Origin of the sequence: Nocardioides sp. GCM10028917 (assembly GCF_042666175.1) — a bacterium.
Taxonomy (GTDB): Bacteria; Actinomycetota; Actinomycetes; order Propionibacteriales; family Nocardioidaceae; genus Nocardioides.
In genome coordinates this window covers 194406-218100 of the sequence record NZ_JBHTFL010000003.1, presented here as the reverse complement: position 1 = coordinate 218100, position 23695 = coordinate 194406, and the positions used below count along the sequence as shown (strand labels likewise).

Below are 23695 nucleotides of genomic sequence, written 5' to 3'. Positions count from 1 at the left end.
CGACACATCTGGGAGAGTACGTGGAGAACATGCGGCGAGTCCAATGCCATGCCGCAAGATTTGCGGTTCAATGCGACGAATCTAGAAGGATGCCCTGCATGAACACCTCCTCGGACATCCACGCGGACGTCCGCACCAGTGACCCGACCGGCCTGCACCGCGTCCTCGACGAGGGTGCCGTGCTGCCCCAGGCGGCCCGGCGGCTCGACACCCGCGCCGAGCTCTGGCCCGACGAGGTGCGCATCCGCGTCGAGCGGCTCAACCTCGACGCCGCCTCCTTCCGCCAGCTCGAACGCAAGCACACGAAGTACGGCGAGAAGAACGGCGACGCCGTCCGCGCGGAGGTGCTCGACATCGTCGCGACCCGCGGCAAGATGCAGAACCCCGAGACCGGCTCCGGCGGGATGCTCGTCGGCACGGTCGAGGAGGTCGGTCCCGAGTCGCCGCTCGGCCTCGCGGTGGGTGACCGTGTCGCGACCCTGGTCAGCCTCACGCTGACCCCCCTCGTCATCGAGGACGACCTGGCCCGCTGGGACGGCGACAGCGAGCAGGTGCCGTGCGACGGCTACGCCGTGCTCTTCGGCCGCTCGATCGCCGCCGTCATCCCGGACGACCTCGACCCGGCCCTCTCGCTGAGCGTGATGGACGTCTGCGGCGCCCCGGCGCTCACCGCGCGCGTCGTGGAGGAGTACGCCGCCCGCGGGCGCGCCCCGGTCGTCGCCGTCATCGGAGGGGCGGGCAAGTCCGGCTCCCTCAGCCTGGCCGCCGCCCGCCGCGCCGGCGCGGCCCGCACGATCGGCGTCGTGCCCCACGCGGGGGAGCACGACCTCCTCACCGGAGCCGGCCTCGCCGACGCCGTCGCGGTCGCCGACGCCCGCGACCCGATCGCGCTGCGCGACGCCGTCACCGCCGCCGGCGGTCCGGCCGACGTGACCGTCGTGTGCGTCGACGTCCCGGGCTGCGAGGGCGGCGCCATCCTGGCCACCGCCGAGGGCGGCACCGTGATCTTCTTCTCCATGGCCACCAGCTTCAGCGCCGCTGCCCTGGGCGCCGAGGGCCTGGCCGCCGACGTGCGGATGCTGGTCGGCAACGGCTACGTCCCGGGCCACGCCGCCTACGCCATGGAGCTCCTGCGCGGTGACGCCGGCGTCCGCGGACTCTTCGAGCGGAGGATCTGACATGGCCCGCCCCACGAGCGCCCTGGGCATCGACCGCGCCGACGTACGCCGCGCACGCACGCTCGCCCGCCAGGTCGGCAAGCCGATCGTCGACCTCGCCCAGCGCCACACCACGGCGAGCGTCGAGCGCGCCACCCTCCGGCTCGCCGGGCTCGGCGGCGCCGACCCCGACGGCACCCCGTGGGTCAACCGGCTCGCCGACGTCGTACGCGCCGACGTCGGGCTCGAGCACGGCGTCAGCCTGCCGGTGTGGGACGCCCTGCTCCGCGGCGAGGGCGACGACCTGCTCACCCTGGCCCAGAAAGCGGCCGCGGGCTCGGTGACGTTCCGCGTGCCCGAGGGCAGGGACGCGAAGCGCGCGACCGCTACCGCCCGCAAGGCCGTCGGGGCCGGCATCAAGCAGGTCGACCGGCAGCGGGTCGCCCGCGAGCGGATGATCGCAAAGGTGGGCGACGCCCCGAGCAAGCCCTGGATCTACCTCATCGTCGCCACCGGCGACATCCACGAGGACATCCCCCAGGCGCAGGCCGCGGCGCGCGAGGGTGCCGACGTCATCGCCGTGATCCGCTCGACCGGCCAGTCGCTGCTCGACTTCGTCCCGGAGGGCGCCACCCGCGAGGGCTTCGCCGGCACCTACGCCACCCAGGAGAACTTCCGCCTGATGCGAGCCGCGCTCGACGAGACGTCGAGGGAGCTCGGTCGCTACGTCCGCCTCACCAACTACGCCTCCGGGCTCTGCATGCCGGAGATCGCGGCGCTGGCCGGCCTCGAGCGGCTCGACATGATGCTCAACGACTCGATGTACGGGATCCTCTTCCGCGACATCAACCCGATCCGCACCTTCGTCGACCAGCGCTTCAGCCGCCAGGTCCACGCCCGGGCGGGGATCATCATCAACACCGGCGAGGACAACTACCTCACCACGGCCGACGCGATCGAGGCCGCCCACACGGTCACGACGAGCCAGCTGCTCAACGAGTACTTCGCCAAGGAGGCCGGGCTCGAGGACTGGCAGCTCGGTCTGGGCCACGCCTTCGAGATCGACCCCGAGGTGCCCGACTCGTTCCGGCTCGAGCTGGCGCACGCGATGCTCGCCCGCGAGCTGTTCCCGGAAGCGCCGCTCAAGTGGATGCCGCCCACGCGCCACATGACCGGCGACATCTTCAAGGGCTACCTGCTCGACGGCTTCTTCAACCTCGTCGGTGCCATGACCGGCCAGGGCATCCTGCTCGTCGGCATGATGACCGAGGCCGTCGTGACCCCGTGGATCTCCGACCGCGACCTGGCCCTGCAGAACGTCCGCTACGTGATGAACGCCGCCGGCAACCTGCGCGAGGACTTCCACCCCTCGCCCGACGGCTTCATCGCCTCCCGGGCCCGGGAGGTGCTGGGCGAGGCCATCGGCCTGCTCGAGGAGATCAAGGCCGACCGCAGCGTGCCGGGTGAGCCCCCGCTGCTCTCGGCGATCGCCGACGGCACCTTCGGCCTGATGAAGCGCCCGGCCGACAAGGGCAAGGGCCTCGACGGCGTCGCGGAGAAGGCGTCCGACTACTACAACCCCGCGACCGAGATCCTGGAGGAGAAGTGAGCCTGATCAGGCCTTATGGGGACACCACCGGCGACGGCATGGTGCAGCTGTCCTTCACCCTCCCGATCGAGCACTCCAAGGTCGCGGAGGGTGCAGCGGTGCAGCTCGCCAACAAGATGGGCATGGACCCGGCGCTGGTCGTCCACGCCAAGCCGATGGGGGAGGGCTTCACGTTCTTCGTCGTCTACGGCCGGGTCAATCACCTCGTCGACCCGAGCACGGTCGAGGTCGTGGAGCGCGACTACCCGCTGCTGACGCCCAAGGAGGCCAACGCCGCGATCAAGCGGACGATGCGCCGCCGCCTGGTGGTCGTGGGTGGCTGCATCGGCACCGACGCCCACACCGTCGGCATCGACGCGATCCTCAACATCAAGGGGTTCGCGGGGGAGAAGGGCCTGGAGTACTACCGCGAGCTCAAGGTGGTGAACCTCGGCGCCCAGGTGTCGGTCCCGCAGCTCGTCGAGGCCGCCCGCGAGGAGAAGGCCGACGCCGTGCTCGTCTCGCAGGTGGTCACCCAGCGCGACGCCCACCTGCTCAACACCCGCGAGATGTCCGCGGCCTTCCGCGAGGCCTACCCGGCTGCCACGCGGCCGCTGCTCGTCGTCGGCGGACCTCGCTTCGACGAGACGATGGCCGGCGAGCTCGGCGTCGACCGCGTCTTCAGCAGGGGTACGACGCCGGGAGAGGTCGCGTCGTTCATCGTCCACCGACTCACCCAGGAGAAGGTTTCATGAACGACCGCACCGGCACCGTGGTCACCCACCGTCGCTACGTCCCCTACTCCCACGCCCACTACGCCGGCAACCTCGTCGACGGCGCCTACAGCCTCGGCCTGTTCGGCGACGTGGCCACGGAGATGTGCATCGTGCTCGACGGTGACGAGGGGCTGTTCGCGTCCTACTCCGACGTGCAGTTCCGGGCGCCGGTCCGTGCCGGCGACGTCCTCGAGATCACCGCGACGCTGGTGAAGGAGGGCACGCGCAGCCGGGTGATGGACTTCGCCGTGCACGTCGTCGGGCGAGGCGCTCCGAGCGACGACGCACCCGGGCGTGCGGAGGTCCTCGACCCGCCGGTGGTCGCCACGACCGCCACGGGCACGGTGGTCGTCCCGCCGGCGCCGCTCGGCTGATACCCCCGTCGTCGGCGTGTCATGCGCCGACACGCCGGAATGCCTGAGATTTGTCGAACGAGTTTCGTCCGGCCGCCGATCCGTTGACCTGCGAAAACACGCGTCGTCGCAGGTCAGGGACATGTTGACACCTCCTCGCCGGAGAGGGAGGGTTCCCGGGTCCGCCTGTGCAGCTCGCGGGTGGCGCCTTCGACAGAGCGGAGACGAGCGTGGGGCACGCGGAGCCAGCGGTGCCCACCGCCCGTCGACCGGTCGACGGCGCCCCGCGGGGGCTGGATGCGGGAGGGACCCCGGGGCCGTAGACAACTTCGCGCGCTCGTCAGCCAGACGGGTGCGTGTTGGTCCGAAGCCCCCCGGTTCCTCCCGCACCGCTGCAGGCGCCCGATCCTTCCCATCGGGCCGTCGGCTACGGTCTGTGCGTGTTGCTCCGCTGCCTCCTCGCCCTCGCCGGCGGGCTCGTTCTGGCGGCGGCGTTCGAGCCGGTCGGGTACTCGTGGCTGATGCCCCCCGCGATCGCGGTGCTCGTCCTGTGCGTGCGGGGGCTCGGGCCGCGTCGCGCGTGGCTGCCGAGCCTGGTGTTCGGCGTGGGGTTCGTCTACGCCGTGATGGTCTGGATGCGCTCGGTCGGCACGGACGCCTGGATGGCGATGTGCGCGATGGAGGCGGCCTTCTTCGTGCCGCTCGGGATCGGGATCTCGTGGAGCATGCGGGTGCGCGCGTGGCCGGTCCTCGCCGCGCTGTGGTGGGTCGGAATCGAGACGTGGCGCAGCGGGTTCCCCTTCAGCGGGATGCCGTTCGGCCGGCTGGCCTACGCGACCGCCGACACCCCGTGGGCCGACGCCCTGCCGTGGATCGGCATGACGGGCGTCAGCCTCCTCGTCGCGTTGACCGGCACCACGCTCGCCTGGGTCGTGCTGCAGGTGCGCTCGCCCACCCGAGCGACGTATGCCGTCGTGGCCGGGCTGGCCGTCGTGACCCTCGCGCCCGCGCTCGTGCCGTTCCCGCTCGAGCGCAGCGGCACGGCCACCGTGGCGGCCGTCCAGGGCGACGTGCCCGGCACGGGCCTCAACGTGCCGGCCGTCCACCGTGAGGTCACCGCCAACCACGTGCGGCTCACCGAGGACCTCGCCGACGCGGTCGCCGCGGGCGAGGAGCCGCGTCCCGACTTCGTGGTCTGGCCGGAGAACTCCACGGCCGTCGACCCGTTCCTCGACACCGAGGTCCATGCCGGCATCGTCGCGGCCTCCGACGCGATCGGCGTGCCGATCCTCGTGGGGGGCACCAACAGCAACCCGCTCGACGACACCCAGGTGCTCAACCAGGGGATCGTCTACCAGCCGGGGCTGGGCAGCGGCGACCGCTACACCAAGCGGCACCCGGTGCCGTACGGCGAGTACATCCCCTTCCGCGGCAGCAGCTGGATGCCGTCGACGTACGGCCGGCTCACCGAGGTGCCGCGCGACATGGTCCGCGGCACCAGCCTGGAGCCGATCCGGGTGGGCGACCTGCGGGTGGCCGACGCGATCTGCTTCGACGTGGCCTACGACGAGGGCATCGCCGGCCAGGTGTCACGCGGCGCCGAGCTGGTCACGGTGCAGACCAGCAACGCGATGTTCAGCCGTACCGGCCAGCTCGCGCAGCAGTTCGAGATCAGCCGCCTGCGCGCCCAGGAGACCGGGCGCTGGGTGGTGGTGGCCGCCATCAACGGCATCTCCGGCGTCGTACGCCCCGACGGCACGGTGGTCGCCTCGGTCCCGGCCCGCGGGCAGGAGGTCCTCGTGGAGGACGTCGGGCTCAGCACGACCCGCACCCTTGCCGTGCGTCTCGGCGTCTGGCCGGCACGACTCGTGATGCTCTTCCTCGTCCTGCACACAGCGGTGGAGCTGATCACCTATCGTCGTCGCCGGCAGCGCGACCGCGCGTGCCACGACGACCTGCAGCCCGTGCAGGCCCCGCAACCCCTGGAGCGAGGTACGCCCGCGTGAGTGTCGACGGACTCGGTCGCTGCGTGATGGTGGTCCCGACCTACAACGAGTCGCAGAACCTCGAGTGGATCGTCGGTCGGCTGCGTGCCGCCCAGCCGGGCGTCGACGTGCTGGTGGTCGACGACAACAGCCCCGACGGCACCGGTGACCTCGCGGACCGCCTGGCCGCCGCCGACCCGGCCGTCACGGTCGTGCACCGCACCGAGAAGGCCGGGCTGGGCGCGGCCTACCTTCACGGCTTCGACGTCGCGCTCCGCGCCGGCTACGACGTCATCGGGGAGATGGACGCCGACGGATCCCACCAGCCCGAGCAGCTGCAGCGGCTGCTCGACGCCCTGCACACGGCCGACCTCGTGATCGGCTCGCGCTACGTGCCGGGCGGGTCGGTGGTCAACTGGCCCGTCCAGCGCCTGCTGCTGTCGCGCGGCGGCAACCTCTACGTCCGGCTCCTGCTCGGGATCCACGTCAAGGACGCGACCGCCGGCTACCGCCTGTTCCGACGTACGACGCTCGAGGCGATCGACCTTGGCTCGGTGAGGTCTACTGGATACGTGTTCCAGACCGACCTCGCCTACCGCACGCTGAGCCGCGGCCTCCGCCTGACCGAGGTGCCGATCGAGTTCATCGAGCGCGAGCGCGGCGACTCCAAGATGAGCGGCCAGGTCGCGAGCGAGTCGCTGCGCATGATCACCCGGTGGGGGCTCTCGGAGCGTCGCAGGCAGCTGCGACGGTCGCGGGTGCGGGCATGACCGCTCCCACCCCGCCGACAGGCCCGCGACGCCGGCGCCGGTGGGTGCGTCCGCTCCTCGCCGTCGCGTTCGTCGTCGTGCCGCTGGTCGAGATCTGGGCCATCCTGCAGGTCGGCCAGCTCGTGGGACCGTGGTGGACCATCGTCCTGCTGGTCCTCGACAGCATGCTCGGCGCGTGGCTGATCAAGCGCGAGGGCGGCCGTGCGTGGACCGCACTGCGGGAGGCGCTCGAGCGCGGCCGGATGCCCGCCCGCGAGATCGCCGACGGCGCGCTGATCCTCATCGGCGGCACGCTGATGCTCAGCCCGGGCTTCGTCCTCGACATCGCCGGGATCCTGCTGATCCTCCCGTTCACCCGGCCCGTCGCACGCCGACTGCTGACCCGGGTGGTCGAGCGCCGCCTCGTGGTCGCACCCACCTTCGGCAGCCCGCTCGGACGCCCGGGCACCGGACCGGGATTCGGCTTCGGCCCCGGATTCGGCCCCGAAGACGACGAACGCCCCGGACCGGGGCCCGGAGGCCCGGTGGTCCGGGGCGACGTCGTCGAGTGACGCTGCACCAGCTGGATCAGCCGATCAGCTGACCCGCTTCTTCTTGTTGGCGCGGTGCAGGTGCGCCGGACCGATCTCGCCGCCGCGCAGCAGCTCGAGACGCTCCTTGAGGATGTCCTCGAGCTCCTTCTCGGAGCGCCGCTCCAGGAGCATGTCCCAGTGCGTACGAGCGGGCTTCTCGACCTTGGCCTCCGGCAGGATGCCCGCGGTGCTCAGCGCCTCGGCGCCGCAGCGCGGGCACTCCCACACGGCCGGGATGTCGGCCTCGACCGACATCGTGACCTCGAAGTCATGTCCCTGCTTGCACCGGTATCCGACCTGCTGACGAGCGGCGAACTCGATGCCGCGCTCGTCCTCGAAACTCTGGCCGCCGAGCCGTGCGCCACGTAATGTGCGCTCCGCCACCGTGCCCACCTCCATTGGTTTGCTGACACCCGTTGTGTTGTGATCGGGTTCTCCAGGTGCAACGAGCCAGACCGTTGGTCGTGACGCCGCTCGTGACGACGCGGCTCGGCTGCGCCTGGAACTTCTACGATCTTCAACGGTAGCGGGGTCAGCACAATTCCGCGGATTCACGGTGTGATCGGTCACGCTCAGGCGAGACCAACTTCACCCCAGAGGGTGGTGTCAGCCGTCCGAGGTGCGGGCTGTCAGCGGGCTCAGATCACGGCGGGTACGTCGTTGCCGGCCTCGCGGATGCCCCGCTCGGTGTCGACGCGCGTGAGCACCAGGCCACCGATGACGAAGAACGCGATCAGGGCGAACAGCGCTGGCCGGTAGGAGTCGGTGATGGCCAGCACGATGCCGAAGGTGGCGGTGCCGAACCAGGACGTCCCGCGGTCCATCGCGTGGTAGAAGCTGAAGTACTCCGCCTCCTTGCCCCGGGGGATCAGGAGCGAGAAGTACGAGCGGGCGAGGGCCTGGGTGCCACCGAGCACGATGCCGATCGCGACGCCCATGATGAGGAAGAGGGCGACGTTGCCGGCGGGCAGGAACAGGCCCGCCGTCACGATCACGCACCAGATGGCGAGCCCCATCAGGATGGTCCGCTTGGCGCCCACCCGGCCGGCGAGCCGACCGAACAGCAGCGCCCCGCCGAAGGCGACGAACTGCACCATGAGGATGGTCGCGATCAGGATCGTCTGGCCGTGGCCGAGCTCCTCGGAGCCGTAGACCGACGCGGACGCGATGACGGTCTGGATCCCGTCGTTGAAGAAGAGGTAGGCGACCAGGAACGTCAGCGCCATCGGGTACTGGCGCATGTCACGCAGGGTGGCGGCGAGCTGGCCGAAGCTGCGGCGGATCGCGTTGCCCTCGACGTGCTCGACGGCCACCGGCGGGTGGTCGTTGAGCCGGAGGTAGGGGATGAAGGTGAAACCGGCCCACCACACGGCGGCCGACAGCATGCAGAGGCGGGCGGCGAGCTCCTCGTCGAGCCCGAGGGCGTCGCGGCCGAGGTAGACGGCCAGGTTGAGCACCAGCAGGAGGCCGCCGCCGAGGTAGCCGAACGCCCAGCCGCGCGAGGAGACCCTGTCGCGGTCGTCCTCGTCGGAGATGAGCGGCAGGATCGAGTCGTTGACCACGCCGGCCGCGCCGAAGAAGAGGTTGCCCAGCACGATGCCGACGGCAGCGAGCTGCCAGTTGTCCCCGGTGGCGAAGAAGATGAGTGCGGCGAAGAACGAGCCGGTCCACGCCAGGGTCGCGAGCAGCCGCTTCTTGTTCGCCACGCGGTCGGCGTACGCCCCCAGCGGCGGCAGGACCAGCGCGGACAGGATCGTGGACACCGTGATCAGCCAGAAGAACAGCGAGTCCGGCGGGAGCGACAGGCCGGCCACCTCGAACCGGCCGTCCTCGCCACCGACGGCGTTCTCGGCCAGGTTGATGAAGTACGGGCCGAAGAAGACGGTGCCGATGGTGGTCGTGTAGGCGCTGTTGGCCCAGTCGTACCAGTACCAGGCCTTCTGCTCCCGGGCCTGCTCCAGCGGCTTGAGGTTGGCGATCCCGCCGTCCACGTCGGTCATGCGTCCCTCTCCATGCGGTCCCCGGACGTCACTGGTCGGGGCCGTTCCACTGTCCGCGGGCGCGGAGCACGTCCCTGAGTATGTCCGTGCGATCGGTCATGATGCCGTCGACACCACGGTCCAGGAGGGCGTTCATCTCAATTGGGTCGTCGATCGTCCACACGTGCACCTGGACGCCTGCGGACTGCGCCCGTCGTACGAGCCCGCGTGAGACCACGAGCAGGCGCCCGCGGCGGTGGGGCACCTGCAGCGCCACCGGCCGCCCGCGGGTCAGCCACCGGGCGAGCCGGGCGCTGGGGGAGAGCACGAAGGCGACCACCTCGAGCGGGTGGGCCGAGGTGGCCACGCGGCCTCCCGTGCGCCGACGGAACGCGTTCATCCGGCGACCGGAGAACGAGCCGACCAGCACCCGGTCCCAGGCCTCGCGCTCCTCGATGAACCGCGCGAGCGGCTCGACCGCTCCCTCGGACTTGAGGTCGACGTTGAACCGCGCCGCCGGGAAGGCGTCGAAGAGGTCCGCCAGGGTCGGCACCCGCTCGCGCCCGCCGATCATCGCCTGCCGCACCTCGGCGTACGTCGAGTCCGCGATGCTGCCGGTGCGGTCGGTCACCCGGTCCAGGACGGTGTCGTGGAAGGCCAGGAGCACCCCGTCACTGGTGACGTGGACGTCGGTCTCCAGGTAGGTGTAGCCCAGCTCGACCGCGTGGGCGAACGCCGCGAGCGTGTTCTCGAGGCCTTCAATCTCCGGGTGGTAGGCGCCCCCGCGGTGGGCGAAAGCCAGCGGACGTGGGGCGTCGAGGTAGGCCGGTCCAGTCGGATGCGGTGGTTGCACGCGAGAAGTATGGGGGGCAGCGGTACCGTCGGGGGATGGAGAGCATGACGTGTCCCCGGTGCGGTGTCGAGATGGATGAGCGGACCCACGGCGAGGCGACGGTCAGCTCGTGCCCCGAGGGGCACGGGGTGTTCCTCGCGCGCGCCGACCTGGGCATGCTGGTCGAGGCCGAGAACGACTGGCACCGCAACGCCGGCCAGCACACCGCGCCCCTGCCCCGGATCACCGCCGACATGACCGCCCCGCCCGCGGCGGGCAAGGTCTCCCGGGCCTGGATCGAGACGCTCTTCAACTGAGCTCGGTGCTTTCTTGCGCCTCCGCTTCGCTTCGGCGCGTGTCCGCGTCGCTGGAAGACGGCGCCTTCGTCGTCGTTGCCGCACCCTCCTCCGCTGCGCTCCTCCGGCTGCAGCCCTCCTCCTGCAGGCGCCGTCGCGACGCGGACGGCCACCGCCGACCTCTGTGAGGTCCGCGGCGCGCCCAGCCCGTTTGGTCGTGCCTTCTTGCGCCCGCCCACGCGCCCGGCGCGCGACGGCGTCTGGACTGACGAGCGAGCAAGCGCGACGAGCGCAGCGAGGCAGCTTGGGAGCGAGGAGGGAAGACGTCGTCTCACAGCGCGCCGGGCTCGAGCGAGCGGAGCGAGCTAAATGTCGCGGAACGTCTCGATGTTGGCGCCGAGCTCGTTGAGGCGCTCGGCCAGGTCCTCGTAGCCGCGGTGGATGACGTACGTCGAGCGCAGCACGCTGCGGCCCTTCGAGGCGAGCATCGCGATGAGCAGCACGACGGCCGGGCGCAGGGCCGGCGGGCAGACGATCTCCGCGCCGGAGAAGTGCGTCGGGCCCTCGATCAGGACGCGGTGCGGGTCGAGCAGCTTGACCTGGGCGCCGAGCTTGTTGAGCTCGGTGAGGTAGATCGCGCGGTTCTCGTAGACCCAGTCGTGGAGCAGGGTCTGGCCCTCGGCGATGGCCGCGATGACGGCGAAGAACGGCAGGTTGTCGATGTTGAGGCCGGGGAAGGGCATCGGGTGGATCTTGTCCAGCGGCGCCCGCAGCTCCGAGGGGTGCGTCGTGATGTCGACCAGCCGGGTCTCGCCGTTGAGCGCGGCGTACTCGGGGGAGCGGTCGTAGCGGAAGCCCATCTCCTCCAGCGTCGCGAGCTCGATCTCGAGGAACTCGATCGGCACCCGGCGGATGGTGATCGAGGACTTGGTGACGATGGCGGCCGCGAGGAGCGACATCGCCTCGATCGGGTCCTCCGCGGGGGCGTAGTCGACGTCGACGTCGATGGACGACCTGCCAGTGACCTTGAGCGTCGTGGTGCCGATGCCCTCGACCACGACGCCGAGGCGCTGGAGGTAGAAGCACAGGTCCTGGACCATGTAGTTGGACGAGGCGTTGCGGATCACGGTGGTGCCCGGGTGGAGGGCGGCGGCCATCAGCGCGTTCTCGGTGACCGTGTCGCCGCGCTCGGTCAGCACGATCGGGCGCGACGGCTCGATGGTGCGGTTGACGCTGGCGTGGTAGCTGCCGTCGCTCGCCTTGACCTCGAGCCCGAAGGGACGCAGCGCCGACATGTGCGGCTCGACCGTGCGCTCGCCGAGGTTGCAGCCGCCGGCGTAGGGGAGGTCGAACTCGTCGTAGCGGTGGAGCAGCGGGCCGAGGAACATGATCACCGAGCGGGTGCGTCGTGCTGCGGTCTCGTCGATCGCGGCCAGGTTGAGGTCGGCGGGCGGGATGATCTCGAGGTCGTTGTCGTCGCCGACCCAGCGGGTGGCGACGCCGAGGGAGTTGAGCACCTCGAGGAGGCGGTTGACCTCCTCGATGCGCGCGACCTTGCGCAGCGTGGTCCGGCCCTTGTTGAGCAGCGAGGCGCACAGCAGCGCCACACCGGCGTTCTTGGAGGTCTTGACGTCGATCGAGCCGGACAGCGTCGTCGGACCGTCGACCCGCAGGTGCGTGGGTCCGGCGCCGAGGGCGACGATCTCGGAGTCGAGTGCCGCGCCGATGCGGGCGAGCATCTCGAGGGAGAGGTTCTGGTGGCCCTTCTCGATGCGGTTGATGGCGCTCTGGCTCGTGCCGAGCAGCTCGGCCAGCTGGTGCTGGGTGAGCCCGCGGTGCTTGCGGGCGTCGCGGATGAGGTTGCCGATGCGACCCTTGTAGTCAGCCATGCCGAACACGGTATCTCAGATATGAGATAAGGCGAGATCGGCGCTCCGGCCGCGGACCGGCCCCTCGCCCGCAGGGAGGGGAAGGCTGCCGGTGACCGTGGCAGGATCGCCGCATGCGTGCAACCACCATCCATGCACCCGGCGACATCCGCTTCGAGGACGTGCCGGACCCGCGGATCGAACAGCCCACCGACGCCATCGTCAAGGTGGTCGCGGGCTGCATCTGCGGCTCCGACCTGTGGCCCTACCGCGGCGAGAACGACGTCAGTGCGGGCTCGACCATCGGCCACGAGTGCGTCGGCGTCGTGGAGGAGGTCGGCTCCGACGTCTCGACGACCAAGGTCGGCGACTTCGTGATCGTGCCGTTCTGCCACTGCGACAACACCTGCGCGCACTGCCGCGCGGGCGTGCAGTCGGCGTGCGTCAACCTCGGGATCACCCAGAGCGGCCAGGGCGAGTACGCCCGGGTGACCCAGGCCGACGGCAGCCTCGTCGCCACGGACGGCATGCCCGACGACCAGCTCATCCCGTCCCTGCTGGCCCTGACCGACGTGATGGCGACGGGCTGGCACGCCGCGGTCGCCGCCGGGGTGCAGCGCGGACACACCGTCGTCGTGGTCGGCGACGGCGCGGTGGGCCTCAGTGGGGTCCTGGCCGCAGCCCAGATGGGCGCCGAGCGCGTGATCGCCATGTCGCGCCACGAGCCCCGCCAGGAGATCGCCCGCGCCTTCGGGGCGACCGACGTGGTCGCCGAGCGCGGCAAGGAGGGCGAGGCGCGCATCGCCGACCTCACCGACGGAGTGGGGGCCGACGCCGTCCTCGAGTGCGTCGGCACCGACGGCGCGATGAAGACGGCGTTCACCGTCGCGCGACCGGGCTCGACCGTCGGCTTCGTCGGCGTGCCGCACGGTGTCGAGCTGCCGGTGCGCCGCATGTTCCAGAAGAACGTCGGCCTCGCCGGTGGGATGGCTCCCGTGCGTCGCTACCTGCCCGACCTGCTCGACCGCGTGCTGTCGGGGGCGATCGACCCGGGGAAGGTCTTCGACCTGACGCTGCCGATGGCCGAGTCGGCCGAGGGCTACCGGGCGATGGACGAGCGCCGCGCGATCAAGGTGCTCCTCCGCCCATGACGGCGTCCGAGGACCGGCTGCTCCTGGGTCCGCTGCTCCGCTACGTCGACGAGACGTCCGCCGCCGTCTGGGTCGAGACGGCCGCCCCCGCCGCCGTCACCGTGACCCGAGGCGGCGCCTCCGCGACGGCGCAGACCTTCGTGGTCCACGACCACCACTACGCCCTCGTCGAGCTCGACGGTCTCGAGCCCGGCACGACCGAGGCCTACTCCGTCGCGATCGACGACGACCGGGTCTGGCCGCCCGCCGGGTCGCCGTTCCCGGACCCGGTCATCGCCACCCTCGAGGCGGGGCGTCCCCTCCACCTGGCGTTCGGCTCCTGCCGCACGTCGGTCTCCCACGACGAGAAGGGGAACACGACCCACGGCGTGGACGCTCTGCGCGCCTGGGCGTTGCGGATCGCCGGTCAGGTCGATGCCGCCGACCCGTCCGACGCCGACCTCGACCCGGACCGGGTCCCCGACCTGATGCTCTTCCTCGGCGACCAGGTCTACGCCGACGAGACCACCGACGCAATGCGGGAGTTCATCGAGTCGCGGCGCGACATCGAGCAGGCGCCCTGGACCGAGCTCCAGGACTACGAGGAGTACGCCCACCTCTACAAGCTCGCGTGGTCCGACCCGGCCAACCGGTGGCTGCTGTCGACCGTGCCGAGCGCGATGATCTTCGACGACCACGACATCCGGGACGACTGGAACACCTCGATGGACTGGCGCCGCGAGATGGAGGCCACGTCGTGGTGGCACGGCCGCATCGTCGCCGGCCTGGCGTCGTACTGGGTCTACCAGCACCTCGGCAACCTGTCGCCCGCCGAGCGGGAGCAGGACGAGGTGTACGCGCAGGTGCGCGCGCACCGGGGCGATGCCGAGCAGGACCTCGGTCCGCTCCTCGACGCGTTCGCGGAGCGGGTCGACCAGCAGCCGCAGACCTACCGCTGGAGCTACACCCGCGACTTCGACACGCAGGCCCGCCTCGTCGTCGTGGACTCGCGTGCGGCCCGCAAGCTCGACCCGGACGACCGGGCGATGCTCGACGACGACGAGGCGGCCTGGCTCGACGAGCAGCTGTGCGGCGACGTCGATCACCTCCTGATCGGCACGTCGGTGCCGTTCCTCCTCGCGCGCGGGCTGCACCACCTCGAGGCGTTCAGCGAGGCGCTCGCGCAGGGCGCGTGGGGCGAGCGCGGCGGCCGGGCGGGGGAGAAGCTGCGCCAGCTGGTCGACCTCGAGCACTGGGGCGCGTTCCAGACCAGCTTCCAGCAGGTCGCCCGCCAGGCGATGGAGGTCGCCGCCGGCAAGCGCGGCCGGGCGCCGTCCACGGTCACGTTCCTGTCCGGCGACGTGCACCACAGCTACGTCAGCGAGGCGCGTCCGGCGCACGGTGGCCCGGCGCTGCGCTCCACGGTGCTGCAGGCGGTCTGCTCGCCGATCCGCAACCCGCTCTCGCGCAACATGCGTTTCGCGACGGCCGCGCTCTCCTACGGCGTCGCCGGACCGATGGGGCGGCTGGCGTCGAAGTCGGCGCGGGTGCCCGACGCGCCCCTCACGTGGACCTACGCCGAGGGGCCGTGGTTCGACAACAACCTGGCCTTCCTCCGGCTGGCCGGCCCGAGCCTGCGCATGTGGTGGGTCACGGGCGAGGTCGTGGACGACCACGACCGGCCGCGGCTGGCGAAGGTGGAGTCGTACGCCCTCGACGAGGACGGCAACCCGCCGCCGCGCGAGAGCTTCGTGTCGAAGGTGGGCCGCCGGGTCAGGCGGCGGGCGAAGGACGACTCGGTGCGCGAGCGCTGAGGGCGGGCTGTCGGACGTGACGGCTCAGGCGTTGCTGAGCATGCGGTCGCGCCCGTGGGCGCAGCTGCACGTGTCCGAGCACGGCAGGTAGGTGTGACGACCGTGGCCGCACGCGCTGCACGGCAGGTCGTGAGAGAGGTGGACCGAGCTGGTCTCGACGGTGTCCCACATGCCGTCCACGGTCGCACCGTCGGGCGCGGTGCGGGCGGGAACGCGCCGGGAATGCCCGATCTGGGTCAGGAATGACCCGTTCGGGCCATGCCGCCGTGGCCCCGACACACCGCCCTCCGGTCCTAGGGTTGCGGCATGGGCCCCCCTCCGAGCCTCGAGCTGTCACCGCGACAGGCTCGCCGCATCGCCGTACGCGCCCAGCTGCTCGCCGCGTCGCGACCCGCCGACGTGCGGGAGGTGGTGCGGCACCTCGGCTTCCTGCAGGTCGACCTCACCCGTGTCGTGGCCCAGCACGCCGACCTCGCGCTGTGGACCCGACTCGGCAGCGCGTACGAGCCGGAGGACCTCGAGGACCTCGTCGGTGACGGCGCCCTGGTCGAGCTGCGGGCGATGCTGCTGCCCAGCGAGGACGTCGCGCTGCACCGCGCCGACATGGACGCCTGGCCCGGCGAGCCGCCGCTGAAGGAGTGGCAGGAGGACGTCGCCGACTGGGTGGCCGCCAACGACGGGTGTCGCCGCAACATCCTCGCGCTGCTGCGCGCGGAGGGCCCCACCGCCGCTCGCGACCTGCCTGACACCTGCGACGTGCCCTGGCGATCGACGGGGTGGACCAACGACAAGAACGTGATGAAGCTCCTCGAGTGCATGGAGGCGCGCGGGGAGGTCGCGGTCGCCTCGCGCGAGGGCCGCGAGCGGCGGTGGGACCTCGCCGAGCGCGTCCATCCCGGTGACCCGGCGGTGCCCGCCGAGGAGGCGCACCGGACCCTGGCCGCCCGGCGGCTGCGGGCGCTCGGCATCGCCCGGCCGCGCGCCCTGGAGGCGTGGGACGAGAGGTACGACGTCCGCGGCACGGGCGTGGCGGCGCGCGTGGACGGCGTAGGCGGGGTGTGGCGCGTGGACCCTGACCGCGTGGCCGACCTCGACGACTTCGCGGGCCGCACCGCGATCCTCTCCCCGCTCGACCGGCTGGTGTTCGACCGGAAGCGGATGGAGGACCTGTTCGCCTTCGACTACCAGCTGGAGATGTACAAGCCAGCCGCCAAGCGGCAGTGGGGCTACTGGGCGATGCCGGTGCTCGACCAGGACGAGCTGGTCGGCAAGGTCGACGCGACGGCCGACCGTGATGCCGGCGTCCTGATCGTCGACGCGGTGCACGAGGACGGCGACTGGTCCGCGGCGCGGCGCCGGCGCGTGCACGCCGAGCTCGACGCGCTGGGGGAGTGGCTCGGGCTCGACATCGCGCGGTCCTGAGCGGCGACGGCGCGTCGAACGACCAGAACCTCACATCGCGCACCGCCGCCGCGCTCAGCGCCCCGTCAGCCTGCGACTTCTGGTCGTCCGGCGCGCCGCGGGAGCCGTTGTCCCTGCCGGTCAGTCCGGCTGGACCGCGGACGTGTCGACGCAGATGACGCCCCGGTTGCCCTCCTGGTCGGCGAGCACGACGAGTCCGGGTGCCTGGGTGTCGTCGACGATCGTCCCGCCCGCGGCGACGGCGGCGTCGACCCGCTGCTGGGCGACCTCCGGCGCCACGTAGACCTCGAGGTGGAACCGCTGAGCGGGGGCAGCGTCCGCCGCGAGGTCGTCGAACCACAGGTTCGGCACGCGGCCCGTGGCGTCGCGCACCTCGTCGCTCGGCGATCCCCGGCCCTGGGACGCGGCGTCGCCCGTCAGGAGGGCGGCCCACACGGGAGCGACGGTGGCCGAGCCCGCCGCGTCGAGGCCGAGCTCGATCTCGCTGACCGACGCCGGGTCGGCGTCCACCTGGTGCGCCGCTGCGATGTCGGTGACCCGACGGGCGAGGTCGACGTCCTGCTGGGTCACCCACTCGACGACGTGCTCGGTGCCCTCGTCGTCGCGGTAGATCGCGTCCGCGGTGACCAGCTCGAGGTCGACGTACCGCGGGCCGATCGTCACGCGCGGGTGGTGCCCGATCTCGTCACCCGCCTCGCCCACCGCGGCGACGAAGCGCACGCCTGTGGCGAAGTCGTCGGTCAGGTAGCGCGCGTGCAGTCCCTGCGCCAGCTTCCGCCAGTCGGTCAGTCCGGCCTCGGCGATCTGTGCCCCCCGCAGCATGTCCATGCTCCGCGACCCTAGCCCTGATCGACCTCCACCGTCCTGCTACGCGTCCAGCGTGAAGCCGAGCGCCGACCCGAGCCGCCGCGGGTCGGCCACGGCGAGCGTCGCGCCGGGGTGGGTGATGGTGCCGGTGGGGTCGATCGCCGGGACGGGCTCGTGGAACGTCAGGCAGAGGGCACGCTCGCCGTTGGTCGTGAACGAGATGCCGCGGTCGCTGAGCGACAGGTGCGGCGGGCCTGCGGTGCGGTGCCACGCGAAGCCGCCGGTGAGCTCGGCCGACGCGAGGTTGGACCGCGGCGTCACCAGGCGCCACGGTCCGTAGCGGACGAAGAGCCACGCGGGGCCGACCTCCACCGTGGTCGTGGCCGGGGTGACGCCGAAGGCGCGCGCGGGGGCGACGTAGTTCGGTGCGAAGGCGAAGTCGAACGACTCGACGGCCTCGGGCGCACCGTCGCCGCCGGGCTCGCGCACGAGCCCGCGCAACGCGGCACCCGCGGGCAGGCGGTACGGCTGGAGCACCGCAGCGGCCGGCGCGGGCACGCGGAGCATCGCCCGACTGCCGCCACCGGGCGCGGGCAGGACGTGGTGATCCATCGACACCGCGGCAGGCCCGCGTCCGGCCCGCCACGTCCACGACCGCAGTGCCGGATCGACGCGGGTGACCTCGAAGTCGACGGCCACGCCGCCCGGGCCGTGCACCCGACCCGTCGTACCGACGGCCATCACCTCGTCAGAGGCGTCGACGTCACGGATCAACGGTGCCCAGGACGGCCAGGTCGCAGGTGTGGTGAAGCGCCGCCACGCCTCGTCGGCGGTGGCGGGACCGTGGGCGTCGACGAGCACGAGGCGCCCCGCTCAGAGCTGCACGGTGTCGTTGTCGCCGAGGTCGGGCTTGTCGTCACTGACGAGCCCCTTGGCCATCTGCACGGCGACGGCGACCTTGCCGGGGGACTCCCAGTACTCGGCGGTGTCACCCTCGATGCGCAGCAGCACGTTGTCGGGGTCGTCGGGGCCGCCGGACATGAAGGCGCCGGCGGAGGCGTCCCAGAGCTCGCGCAGCTTGGCCCGGTCGTCGCTCACGTGGGCGGTGCCGGTCAGCGAGACCCAGCCGGCCTTGCTGGAGTAGGAGACGTTGACCCGCGGGTCGGCCTCGATCGCGCGCACCTTGTCGCTGCTGCGCTCGGTGAGGAACCAGGTGGTGGCCGGGTCCTCGAAGTCCTGCGTTCCCATCGGCGTGGAGACGAGGCGGCCGTCGAGCGACACGTAGGTCAGCACGGCGATGTCGGTCTCCTCCATGATCTCGGCAACGGTCGTGGTCCGGTCGTGGGTGCTCATGCCTCGACACTGACACGGTGGACAAACCCTGCACCCCACCCGAGGGGCTGGGCGGTCACACCAGGGGCGCGAGGCGCGTCGTACTGGCAGGATTGCCCCCGCCACGGGAGGGGCGTGGGTCCGGCCCGGCCGGCCCGCCAGACGACAGGGGAGACACCAGCGATGACGACCACACACCCGGCCGACGACCACGCACTGATCCGCGTCGAGGGAGCGCGGGAGAACAACCTCAAGAACGTCAGCGTCGAGCTGCCCAAGCGCCGCCTGACCGTCTTTACCGGGGTGTCGGGCTCGGGCAAGAGCTCGCTGGTCTTCGCCACCATCGCCGCGGAGTCGCAGCGGATGATCAACGAGACCTACAGCGCCTTCGTGCAGGGCTTCATGCCCTCTCTCGCCCGTCCCGACGTCGACCACCTCGAGGGCCTCACCACGGCGATCATCGTCGACCAGGAGCGGATGGGCGCCAACCCGCGGTCCACGGTCGGCACCGCCACCGACGCCAACGCGATGCTGCGGATCCTCTTCAGCAGGCTCGGCGACCCCTACGTCGGTCCGCCGACGGCGTACAGCTTCAACGTCCCGACCCGCAAGGCCAGCGGGATGATGACCACCGAGAAGGGCGGTCGCACCGAGCGCCGGATCGCCAAGCAGGAGGTCTACCTCGGCGGCATGTGCCCGCGCTGCGAGGGCATGGGCAAGGTCAACGACATCGACCTGACCGCGCTCTACGACGAGGAGAAGTCGCTCAACGACGGCGCGCTGACGGTGCCGGGCTACTCGATGGACGGGTGGTACGGCCGGCTCTTCGAGGGCATGGGCCTGCCGATGGACAAGCCGATCAAGTCCTTCACCAAGAAGCAGCTCGAGACGATGCTGTGGTCGGAGCCGACCAAGCTCAAGGTCGAGGGCGTCAACCTCACCTTCACCGGCATGATCCCGCAGATCCAGAAGTCGATGCTGTCCAAGGACCCCGAGGCGATGCAGCCGCACATCCGGCGCTTCGTGGACCGGGCGGTGACCTTCCAGACCTGCCCCGAGTGCGACGGCACACGCCTCACGCCCGAGGCCAGGAAGTCGAAGATCAACGACAAGTCGATCGCCGACCTCTGCGAGATGCAGATCAGCGACCTCGCGGATTGGGTGCGCGACCTCGACGAGCCGTCGGTCGCGCCGCTGCTCAAGGGGTTGCAGCACATCCTGGACTCGTTCTCCGAGATCGGCCTGGGCTACCTCTCGCTCGACCGGCCGGCGGGCACCCTGTCGGGTGGCGAGGCGCAGCGCACCAAGATGATCCGCCACCTCGGCTCGTCGCTCACCGACGTCACCTACGTCTTCGACGAGCCGACCATCGGGCTGCACCCCCACGACATCGAGCGGATGAACAACCTGCTGCTGCAGCTGCGCGACAAGGGCAACACCGTGCTCGTGGTCGAGCACAAGCCCGAGACCATCGGCATCGCCGACCACGTGGTCGACATCGGCCCCGGGGCAGGCGCCGCGGGCGGGAGCATCTGCTTCGAGGGTGACGTCGACGGCCTCCGCAGCAGCGACACCATCACCGGCAAGCACCTCGACGACCGCGCGCGGCTCAAGGAGTCGGTGCGCCAGGCGTCCGGGACGATGGAGGTGCGCGGTGCCAGCACGCACAACCTGCGCGACGTGGACGTCGACGTCCCGCTCGGCCTGCTGACCGTGGTCACCGGCGTCGCCGGGTCGGGCAAGAGCTCGTTGATCCACGGCTCGCTCGCGGGGCGCGACGAGGTCGTCGTCATCGACCAGGGCGCGATCAAGGGCTCACGCCGCAGCAACCCGGCGACCTACACCGGTCTGCTGGAGCCGATCCGCAAGGCGTTCGCCAAGGCCAACGGCGTCAAGCCCGCCCTCTTCAGCGCCAACTCCGAGGGCGCGTGCCCGACCTGCAACGGCGCGGGCGTCATCTTCACCGAGCTCGGTCCGATGGCGACCGTCGAGTCGCCGTGCGAGGAGTGCGAGGGCCGGCGCTTCAGGGCCGAGGTGCTCGAGCACACCCTCGGCGGCAAGGACATCGCCGAGGTGCACGAGATGTCGGTCGTCGACGCGCGCGCCCTCTTCAGCGAGGGGGAGGCGAAGATCCCGGCGGCGGTGAAGATCCTCGACCGGCTCGTCGACGTCGGACTGGGCTACCTCTCGCTCGGCCAGCCGCTGACCACGCTGTCCGGCGGCGAGCGCCAGCGCCTGAAGCTCGCCACGCAGATGGGGGACAAGGGCGACGTCTACATCCTCGACGAGCCCACCACCGGCCTGCACCTCGCCGACGTGCAGAACCTGCTCGGCCTGCTCGACCGCCTCGTCGACGCCGGCAAGTCCGTCATCGTCATCGAGCACCACCAGGCCGTGATGGCCCACGCAGACTGGATCATCGACCTCGGTCCGGGCGCCGGCCACGACGGTGGCACCGTCGTGTTCGAGGGTCCGCCGGCGGAGATGGTGGCGGCGAAGAAGCCCACGCTCACCGGCAAACACCTCGCGGCCTACGTCGGCGCCTGATGCTGCTCCTGCACGGGCTCGGCGCCACGGGCGGGGTGTGGCGCGGGGTGGTCGACCGGGCCGGTGCGACGTACGGGGCGACGCTGGCGCCGGACCTGCCCGGGCACGGGGCGGCGGCCTGGCACCCGACCTACTCCTTCGTCGGCCACGCCGAGGCGGTCCTGCCGCTGCTCGACGGCCTCGACGGCCCGGTCGCGGTGGTCGGGCACTCGATGGGAGGCGTGGTGGCCCTCGCGCTCGCCGCGCTCGCTCCCGACCGGGTGTCGCGCGTGGTCGGGCTGGGCATCAAGGTGTCCTGGCCGCCGGAGGACGCGGCCCGGGCGCTGGGGCTGGCCGACCGGCCGTTGGCGACGTACGACACCCGCGAGGCGGCGGTGGACCGGTTCCTGCGTGTCTCCGGTCTGGTGGGGCTGGTGCCGTGCGACGACCCGATGGTCGACGGCGCCGTCGTCGACCGGCAGGCGGCAGGGGAGGGGAGTGGCTGGCGACTGGCGCAGGACCCCCGCACCTTCGGCGTCGGCGTGCCCGACATGGCCGGGCTGCTGTCGCAGGTGTCGTGCCCGGTCGTGCTGGCCCGCGGCGAGCACGACCCGATGGTCAGCCACGAGCAGCTCGCCGTGCTCGTGCCGGCGCCGGTCACGCTGCCGGGGCTGGGCCACAACGCGCACGTGGAGGGTCCCGAGAGCGTGCTGGGACTGCTTCGCTAGACCTGGCAGACCGGGCACCAGAACAGGCGCCGGGCGGCGATCTGCGTGTCCTGCACGGGCGTCCCGCAGATCCGGCACGGCAGCTCGGCGCGGCCGTAGACGTAGTGGGCGTCGACGCGGCGCGGGCGGCCCGACGGACGCTCGCGGTCCGCGGGCAGCGTCGTGACGATGCGTCCGGCGCGGACGCCGGCGCGCAGCAGCACCACGAGGTCGTCCCACAGGGCGTGCAGCACGGCCGCGTCGTGGAGCCGCCCCGGGCGCAGAGGGTCGAGCCGTTGCCGGAACAGCACCTCGGCGCGGTAGACGTTGCCGACACCGGCCACGACCGACTGGTCCATCAGGAGGGTGGCGACCGGGGCGCGGCTGCGCAGCACGCGTGCCACGAACGCCTCGGCGTCGGGCCGCCGTCGCAGCGGGTCGGGACCGAGCCTGGCCAGGACGGCCTTCCGTTCGGCATCGGTGAGCACCTCGCAGGCGGTCGGTCCCCGCAGCTCCAGCCAGTGACCGCCGCCCACGAGCCGGAGTCGCAGGGCGCCTCGTGCGGCCGGCGCAGGCAGGGTGCCGTCGCGGAACTTCCCGTAGAGGCCGAGGTGCACGTGCAGCCACAGGTCGTCGTAGCGGTGGAACAAGTGCTTGCCCCACGCGTCGGTGGCGCCGAGCACCCGACCGTCGAGCACGCTCGCACCGTGCTCGAAGCGGCCCTGCGGACTGTCGGCGGACACGTGCTGCCCACCCAGCAGCCGGGCGTGGCGGCGGGCGAGTCGGTGGATGGTGTGGCCTTCTGGCACCGGGTGATCGTCGCCGACGAGACCCGTGGGTCGTCACACCCCTCGGGTGCCAGACTCTAGGCATGACCCGCCAGGACCTCCGCACCGCCATCGCCGAGCGCCCCGTCGTCCTCGACGGCGGCCTCGCCACACTGCTCGAGGAGCACGGCCACGACCTGTCGAGCGACCTGTGGTCGGCGCGCCTGCTGCGCGACGACCCGGGGGCGATCGAGCGGGCCCACCGCGAGTTCTTCACCGCCGGGGCCGAGGTGGCGACCACGGCGTCGTACCAGGTCTCCTTCGAGGGCTTCGGCGCCGAGGGGGCGGACCGCGACGAGGTCGAGCGCCTGCTGCGCCGGAGCGTCGAGCTGGCCGCCGCCGCGCGTGACGCCGTGGCGCCCGACGGGTGGGTGGCGGCCTCCGTCGGGCCGTACGGCGCGGTGCTGGCCGACGGCTCGGAGTACCGCGGCGACTACGACCTCGACCTCGCCGGGCTGCGCGCCTTCCACCGACCGCGGCTCGACGTGCTCGCCTCGACGGTGGGCGAGCACGCCGACCTGCTCGCGGTCGAGACCATCCCGTGCCTCACCGAGGTCGAGGCCGTGCTCGCCGAGCTCGACGGCAGCGGCGTCCCGGCCTGGTTGTCGTTGTCCACCGCCAACGGGCTCACCCGGGCCGGCGAGCCCATCGGCGAGGCGTTCGCGATGGCGGCCGACGTCGCCGAGGTCGTCGCCGTCGGGGTCAACTGTTCCTCGCCTGCGGACGCCGGCGCTGCGGTGCCGGTCGCGGGCGCGCACGGCCCCGCGGTCGTCTACCCCAACTCCGGGCAGGGCTGGAACGCCGCGACCCGGTCGTGGGAGGGCCGCTCGGCGTTCGACCCGGCCGACGTCGCGGCCTGGGTGGAGGCGGGCGCGCGCCTCGTCGGCGGGTGCTGCCGCGTCGGCACCGGCGACATCACCGTCCTACGTGCCACCCTCGCAAGGTGAGCGACCG

General features: G+C 71.8%; 22 protein-coding genes. 14 read left to right on the top strand and 8 right to left on the bottom strand.

The features are described 5' to 3' along the window. The first annotated feature begins 98 nt into the window (after nucleotides 1-98). The 7 genes from ACFQW6_RS04420 to ACFQW6_RS04390 all read left to right on the top strand — a co-directional run bounded on the left by ACFQW6_RS04420 (nucleotide 99) and on the right by ACFQW6_RS04390 (nucleotide 7180). Nucleotides 99-1178 carry an L-erythro-3,5-diaminohexanoate dehydrogenase gene (locus ACFQW6_RS04420; protein ID WP_378541689.1) on the top strand — a complete coding sequence of 360 codons (1080 nt, stop codon included), beginning with the start codon at nucleotides 99-101 and terminating at the stop codon, nucleotides 1176-1178. A gap of 1 nt (nucleotide 1179) precedes the next feature. Then, nucleotides 1180-2766, top strand: coding sequence for a lysine 5,6-aminomutase subunit alpha (locus ACFQW6_RS04415; RefSeq protein ID WP_378541687.1), 1587 nt, complete (start codon nucleotides 1180-1182; stop codon nucleotides 2764-2766). Further along, nucleotides 2763-3500, top strand: a complete 738-nt coding sequence (locus ACFQW6_RS04410; RefSeq protein ID WP_378541685.1) for an OAM dimerization domain-containing protein — start codon at nucleotides 2763-2765, stop codon at nucleotides 3498-3500. Before ACFQW6_RS04415 ends, ACFQW6_RS04410 begins: the two co-directional genes overlap by 4 nt. Continuing rightward, on the top strand, nucleotides 3497-3895 hold the full coding sequence (locus ACFQW6_RS04405) for a hotdog domain-containing protein (protein WP_378541683.1): 399 nt from the start codon (nucleotides 3497-3499) through the stop codon (nucleotides 3893-3895). Before ACFQW6_RS04410 ends, ACFQW6_RS04405 begins: the two co-directional genes overlap by 4 nt. A 419-nt stretch (nucleotides 3896-4314) precedes the next feature. Next, the gene (lnt, locus tag ACFQW6_RS04400; protein WP_378541681.1) at nucleotides 4315-5880 is read left to right on the top strand and encodes an apolipoprotein N-acyltransferase; all 1566 of its coding nucleotides are present in this window, start codon (nucleotides 4315-4317) and stop codon (nucleotides 5878-5880) included. Continuing rightward, nucleotides 5877-6629 (top strand): polyprenol monophosphomannose synthase, encoded by a 753-nt coding sequence (locus ACFQW6_RS04395; protein ID WP_378541679.1) that lies wholly within the window; start codon nucleotides 5877-5879, stop codon nucleotides 6627-6629. The genes lnt and ACFQW6_RS04395 overlap by 4 nt, the downstream gene beginning before the upstream one ends. Continuing rightward, nucleotides 6626-7180: an FxsA family protein gene (locus ACFQW6_RS04390; RefSeq protein WP_378541677.1), complete on the top strand. Its 555-nt coding sequence runs from the start codon at nucleotides 6626-6628 to the stop codon at nucleotides 7178-7180. The genes ACFQW6_RS04395 and ACFQW6_RS04390 overlap by 4 nt, the downstream gene beginning before the upstream one ends. 24 nt (nucleotides 7181-7204) lie before the next feature. On the opposite strand, the gene ACFQW6_RS04385 is transcribed toward ACFQW6_RS04390, so the two are convergent. The 3 genes from ACFQW6_RS04385 to ACFQW6_RS04375 form a co-directional block, all read right to left on the bottom strand. Next, nucleotides 7205-7585 carry an RNA polymerase-binding protein RbpA gene (locus ACFQW6_RS04385; RefSeq protein WP_191195626.1) on the bottom strand — a complete coding sequence of 127 codons (381 nt, stop codon included), beginning with the start codon at nucleotides 7583-7585 and terminating at the stop codon, nucleotides 7205-7207. Between the two features lie 254 nt (nucleotides 7586-7839). Further along, nucleotides 7840-9201 carry an MFS transporter gene (locus tag ACFQW6_RS04380; RefSeq protein WP_378541675.1) on the bottom strand — a complete coding sequence of 454 codons (1362 nt, stop codon included), beginning with the start codon at nucleotides 9199-9201 and terminating at the stop codon, nucleotides 7840-7842. 28 nt (nucleotides 9202-9229) lie between these two features. Continuing rightward, nucleotides 9230-10033, bottom strand: coding sequence for a glycerophosphodiester phosphodiesterase (locus ACFQW6_RS04375; protein ID WP_378541673.1), 804 nt, complete (start codon nucleotides 10031-10033; stop codon nucleotides 9230-9232). Between the two features lie 35 nt (nucleotides 10034-10068). Here ACFQW6_RS04375 and ACFQW6_RS04370 point away from each other — a divergent pair, with 35 nt between their 5' ends. Beyond that, the gene (locus ACFQW6_RS04370) at nucleotides 10069-10329 is read left to right on the top strand and encodes a zf-TFIIB domain-containing protein (protein WP_378541671.1); all 261 of its coding nucleotides are present in this window, start codon (nucleotides 10069-10071) and stop codon (nucleotides 10327-10329) included. Between the two features lie 344 nt (nucleotides 10330-10673). Here the strand turns inward: ACFQW6_RS04370 and ACFQW6_RS04365 are convergent, their stop codons facing one another. Then, nucleotides 10674-12197 carry a helix-turn-helix domain-containing protein gene (locus tag ACFQW6_RS04365; protein ID WP_378541669.1) on the bottom strand — a complete coding sequence of 508 codons (1524 nt, stop codon included), beginning with the start codon at nucleotides 12195-12197 and terminating at the stop codon, nucleotides 10674-10676. Nucleotides 12198-12310: 113 nt separating this feature from the next. Here ACFQW6_RS04365 and ACFQW6_RS04360 point away from each other — a divergent pair, with 113 nt between their 5' ends. From ACFQW6_RS04360 to ACFQW6_RS04350, 3 genes are all read left to right on the top strand, one after another. Beyond that, entirely contained in the window at nucleotides 12311-13327 is a 1017-nt protein-coding gene (locus ACFQW6_RS04360; protein ID WP_378541667.1) for a zinc-dependent alcohol dehydrogenase family protein, read from the top strand. After that, nucleotides 13324-15120 carry an alkaline phosphatase D family protein gene (locus ACFQW6_RS04355; protein WP_378541665.1) on the top strand — a complete coding sequence of 599 codons (1797 nt, stop codon included), beginning with the start codon at nucleotides 13324-13326 and terminating at the stop codon, nucleotides 15118-15120. Before ACFQW6_RS04360 ends, ACFQW6_RS04355 begins: the two co-directional genes overlap by 4 nt. Nucleotides 15121-15426: 306 nt before the next feature. Beyond that, nucleotides 15427-16542, top strand: a complete 1116-nt coding sequence (locus ACFQW6_RS04350; RefSeq protein WP_378541663.1) for a DNA glycosylase AlkZ-like family protein — start codon at nucleotides 15427-15429, stop codon at nucleotides 16540-16542. Between the two features lie 120 nt (nucleotides 16543-16662). Here ACFQW6_RS04350 and ACFQW6_RS04345 read toward each other — a convergent pair whose 3' ends face one another. Genes ACFQW6_RS04345 through ACFQW6_RS04335 form a run of 3 tightly spaced genes read right to left on the bottom strand, consistent with a single transcriptional unit; the run spans nucleotide 16663 to nucleotide 18702 of the window. Further along, the gene (locus tag ACFQW6_RS04345) at nucleotides 16663-17370 is read right to left on the bottom strand and encodes a 4a-hydroxytetrahydrobiopterin dehydratase (protein ID WP_378541661.1); all 708 of its coding nucleotides are present in this window, start codon (nucleotides 17368-17370) and stop codon (nucleotides 16663-16665) included. Nucleotides 17371-17409: 39 nt separating this feature from the next. Further along, on the bottom strand, nucleotides 17410-18210 hold the full coding sequence (locus ACFQW6_RS04340; protein ID WP_378541659.1) for an SRPBCC family protein: 801 nt from the start codon (nucleotides 18208-18210) through the stop codon (nucleotides 17410-17412). Between the two features lie 12 nt (nucleotides 18211-18222). Next, nucleotides 18223-18702 (bottom strand): pyridoxamine 5'-phosphate oxidase family protein, encoded by a 480-nt coding sequence (locus ACFQW6_RS04335; protein ID WP_378541657.1) that lies wholly within the window; start codon nucleotides 18700-18702, stop codon nucleotides 18223-18225. A gap of 162 nt (nucleotides 18703-18864) precedes the next feature. Here ACFQW6_RS04335 and ACFQW6_RS04330 point away from each other — a divergent pair, with 162 nt between their 5' ends. Both ACFQW6_RS04330 and ACFQW6_RS04325 read left to right on the top strand, forming a co-directional pair. Further along, nucleotides 18865-21228 (top strand): ATP-binding cassette domain-containing protein, encoded by a 2364-nt coding sequence (locus ACFQW6_RS04330; RefSeq protein WP_378541655.1) that lies wholly within the window; start codon nucleotides 18865-18867, stop codon nucleotides 21226-21228. Further along, nucleotides 21228-21935 carry an alpha/beta fold hydrolase gene (locus ACFQW6_RS04325; protein ID WP_378541653.1) on the top strand — a complete coding sequence of 236 codons (708 nt, stop codon included), beginning with the start codon at nucleotides 21228-21230 and terminating at the stop codon, nucleotides 21933-21935. Before ACFQW6_RS04330 ends, ACFQW6_RS04325 begins: the two co-directional genes overlap by 1 nt. Here ACFQW6_RS04325 and ACFQW6_RS04320 read toward each other — a convergent pair. Then, on the bottom strand, nucleotides 21932-22723 hold the full coding sequence (locus tag ACFQW6_RS04320) for an Fpg/Nei family DNA glycosylase (protein ID WP_378541651.1): 792 nt from the start codon (nucleotides 22721-22723) through the stop codon (nucleotides 21932-21934). The two genes, ACFQW6_RS04325 and ACFQW6_RS04320, sit on opposite strands and share 4 nt — an antisense overlap. A 62-nt stretch (nucleotides 22724-22785) precedes the next feature. On the opposite strand from ACFQW6_RS04320, the gene mmuM reads away from it, so the two are divergent. Then, nucleotides 22786-23688, top strand: a complete 903-nt coding sequence (mmuM, locus tag ACFQW6_RS04315; RefSeq protein WP_378541649.1) for a homocysteine S-methyltransferase — start codon at nucleotides 22786-22788, stop codon at nucleotides 23686-23688. Nucleotides 23689-23695 lie beyond the last annotated feature (7 nt).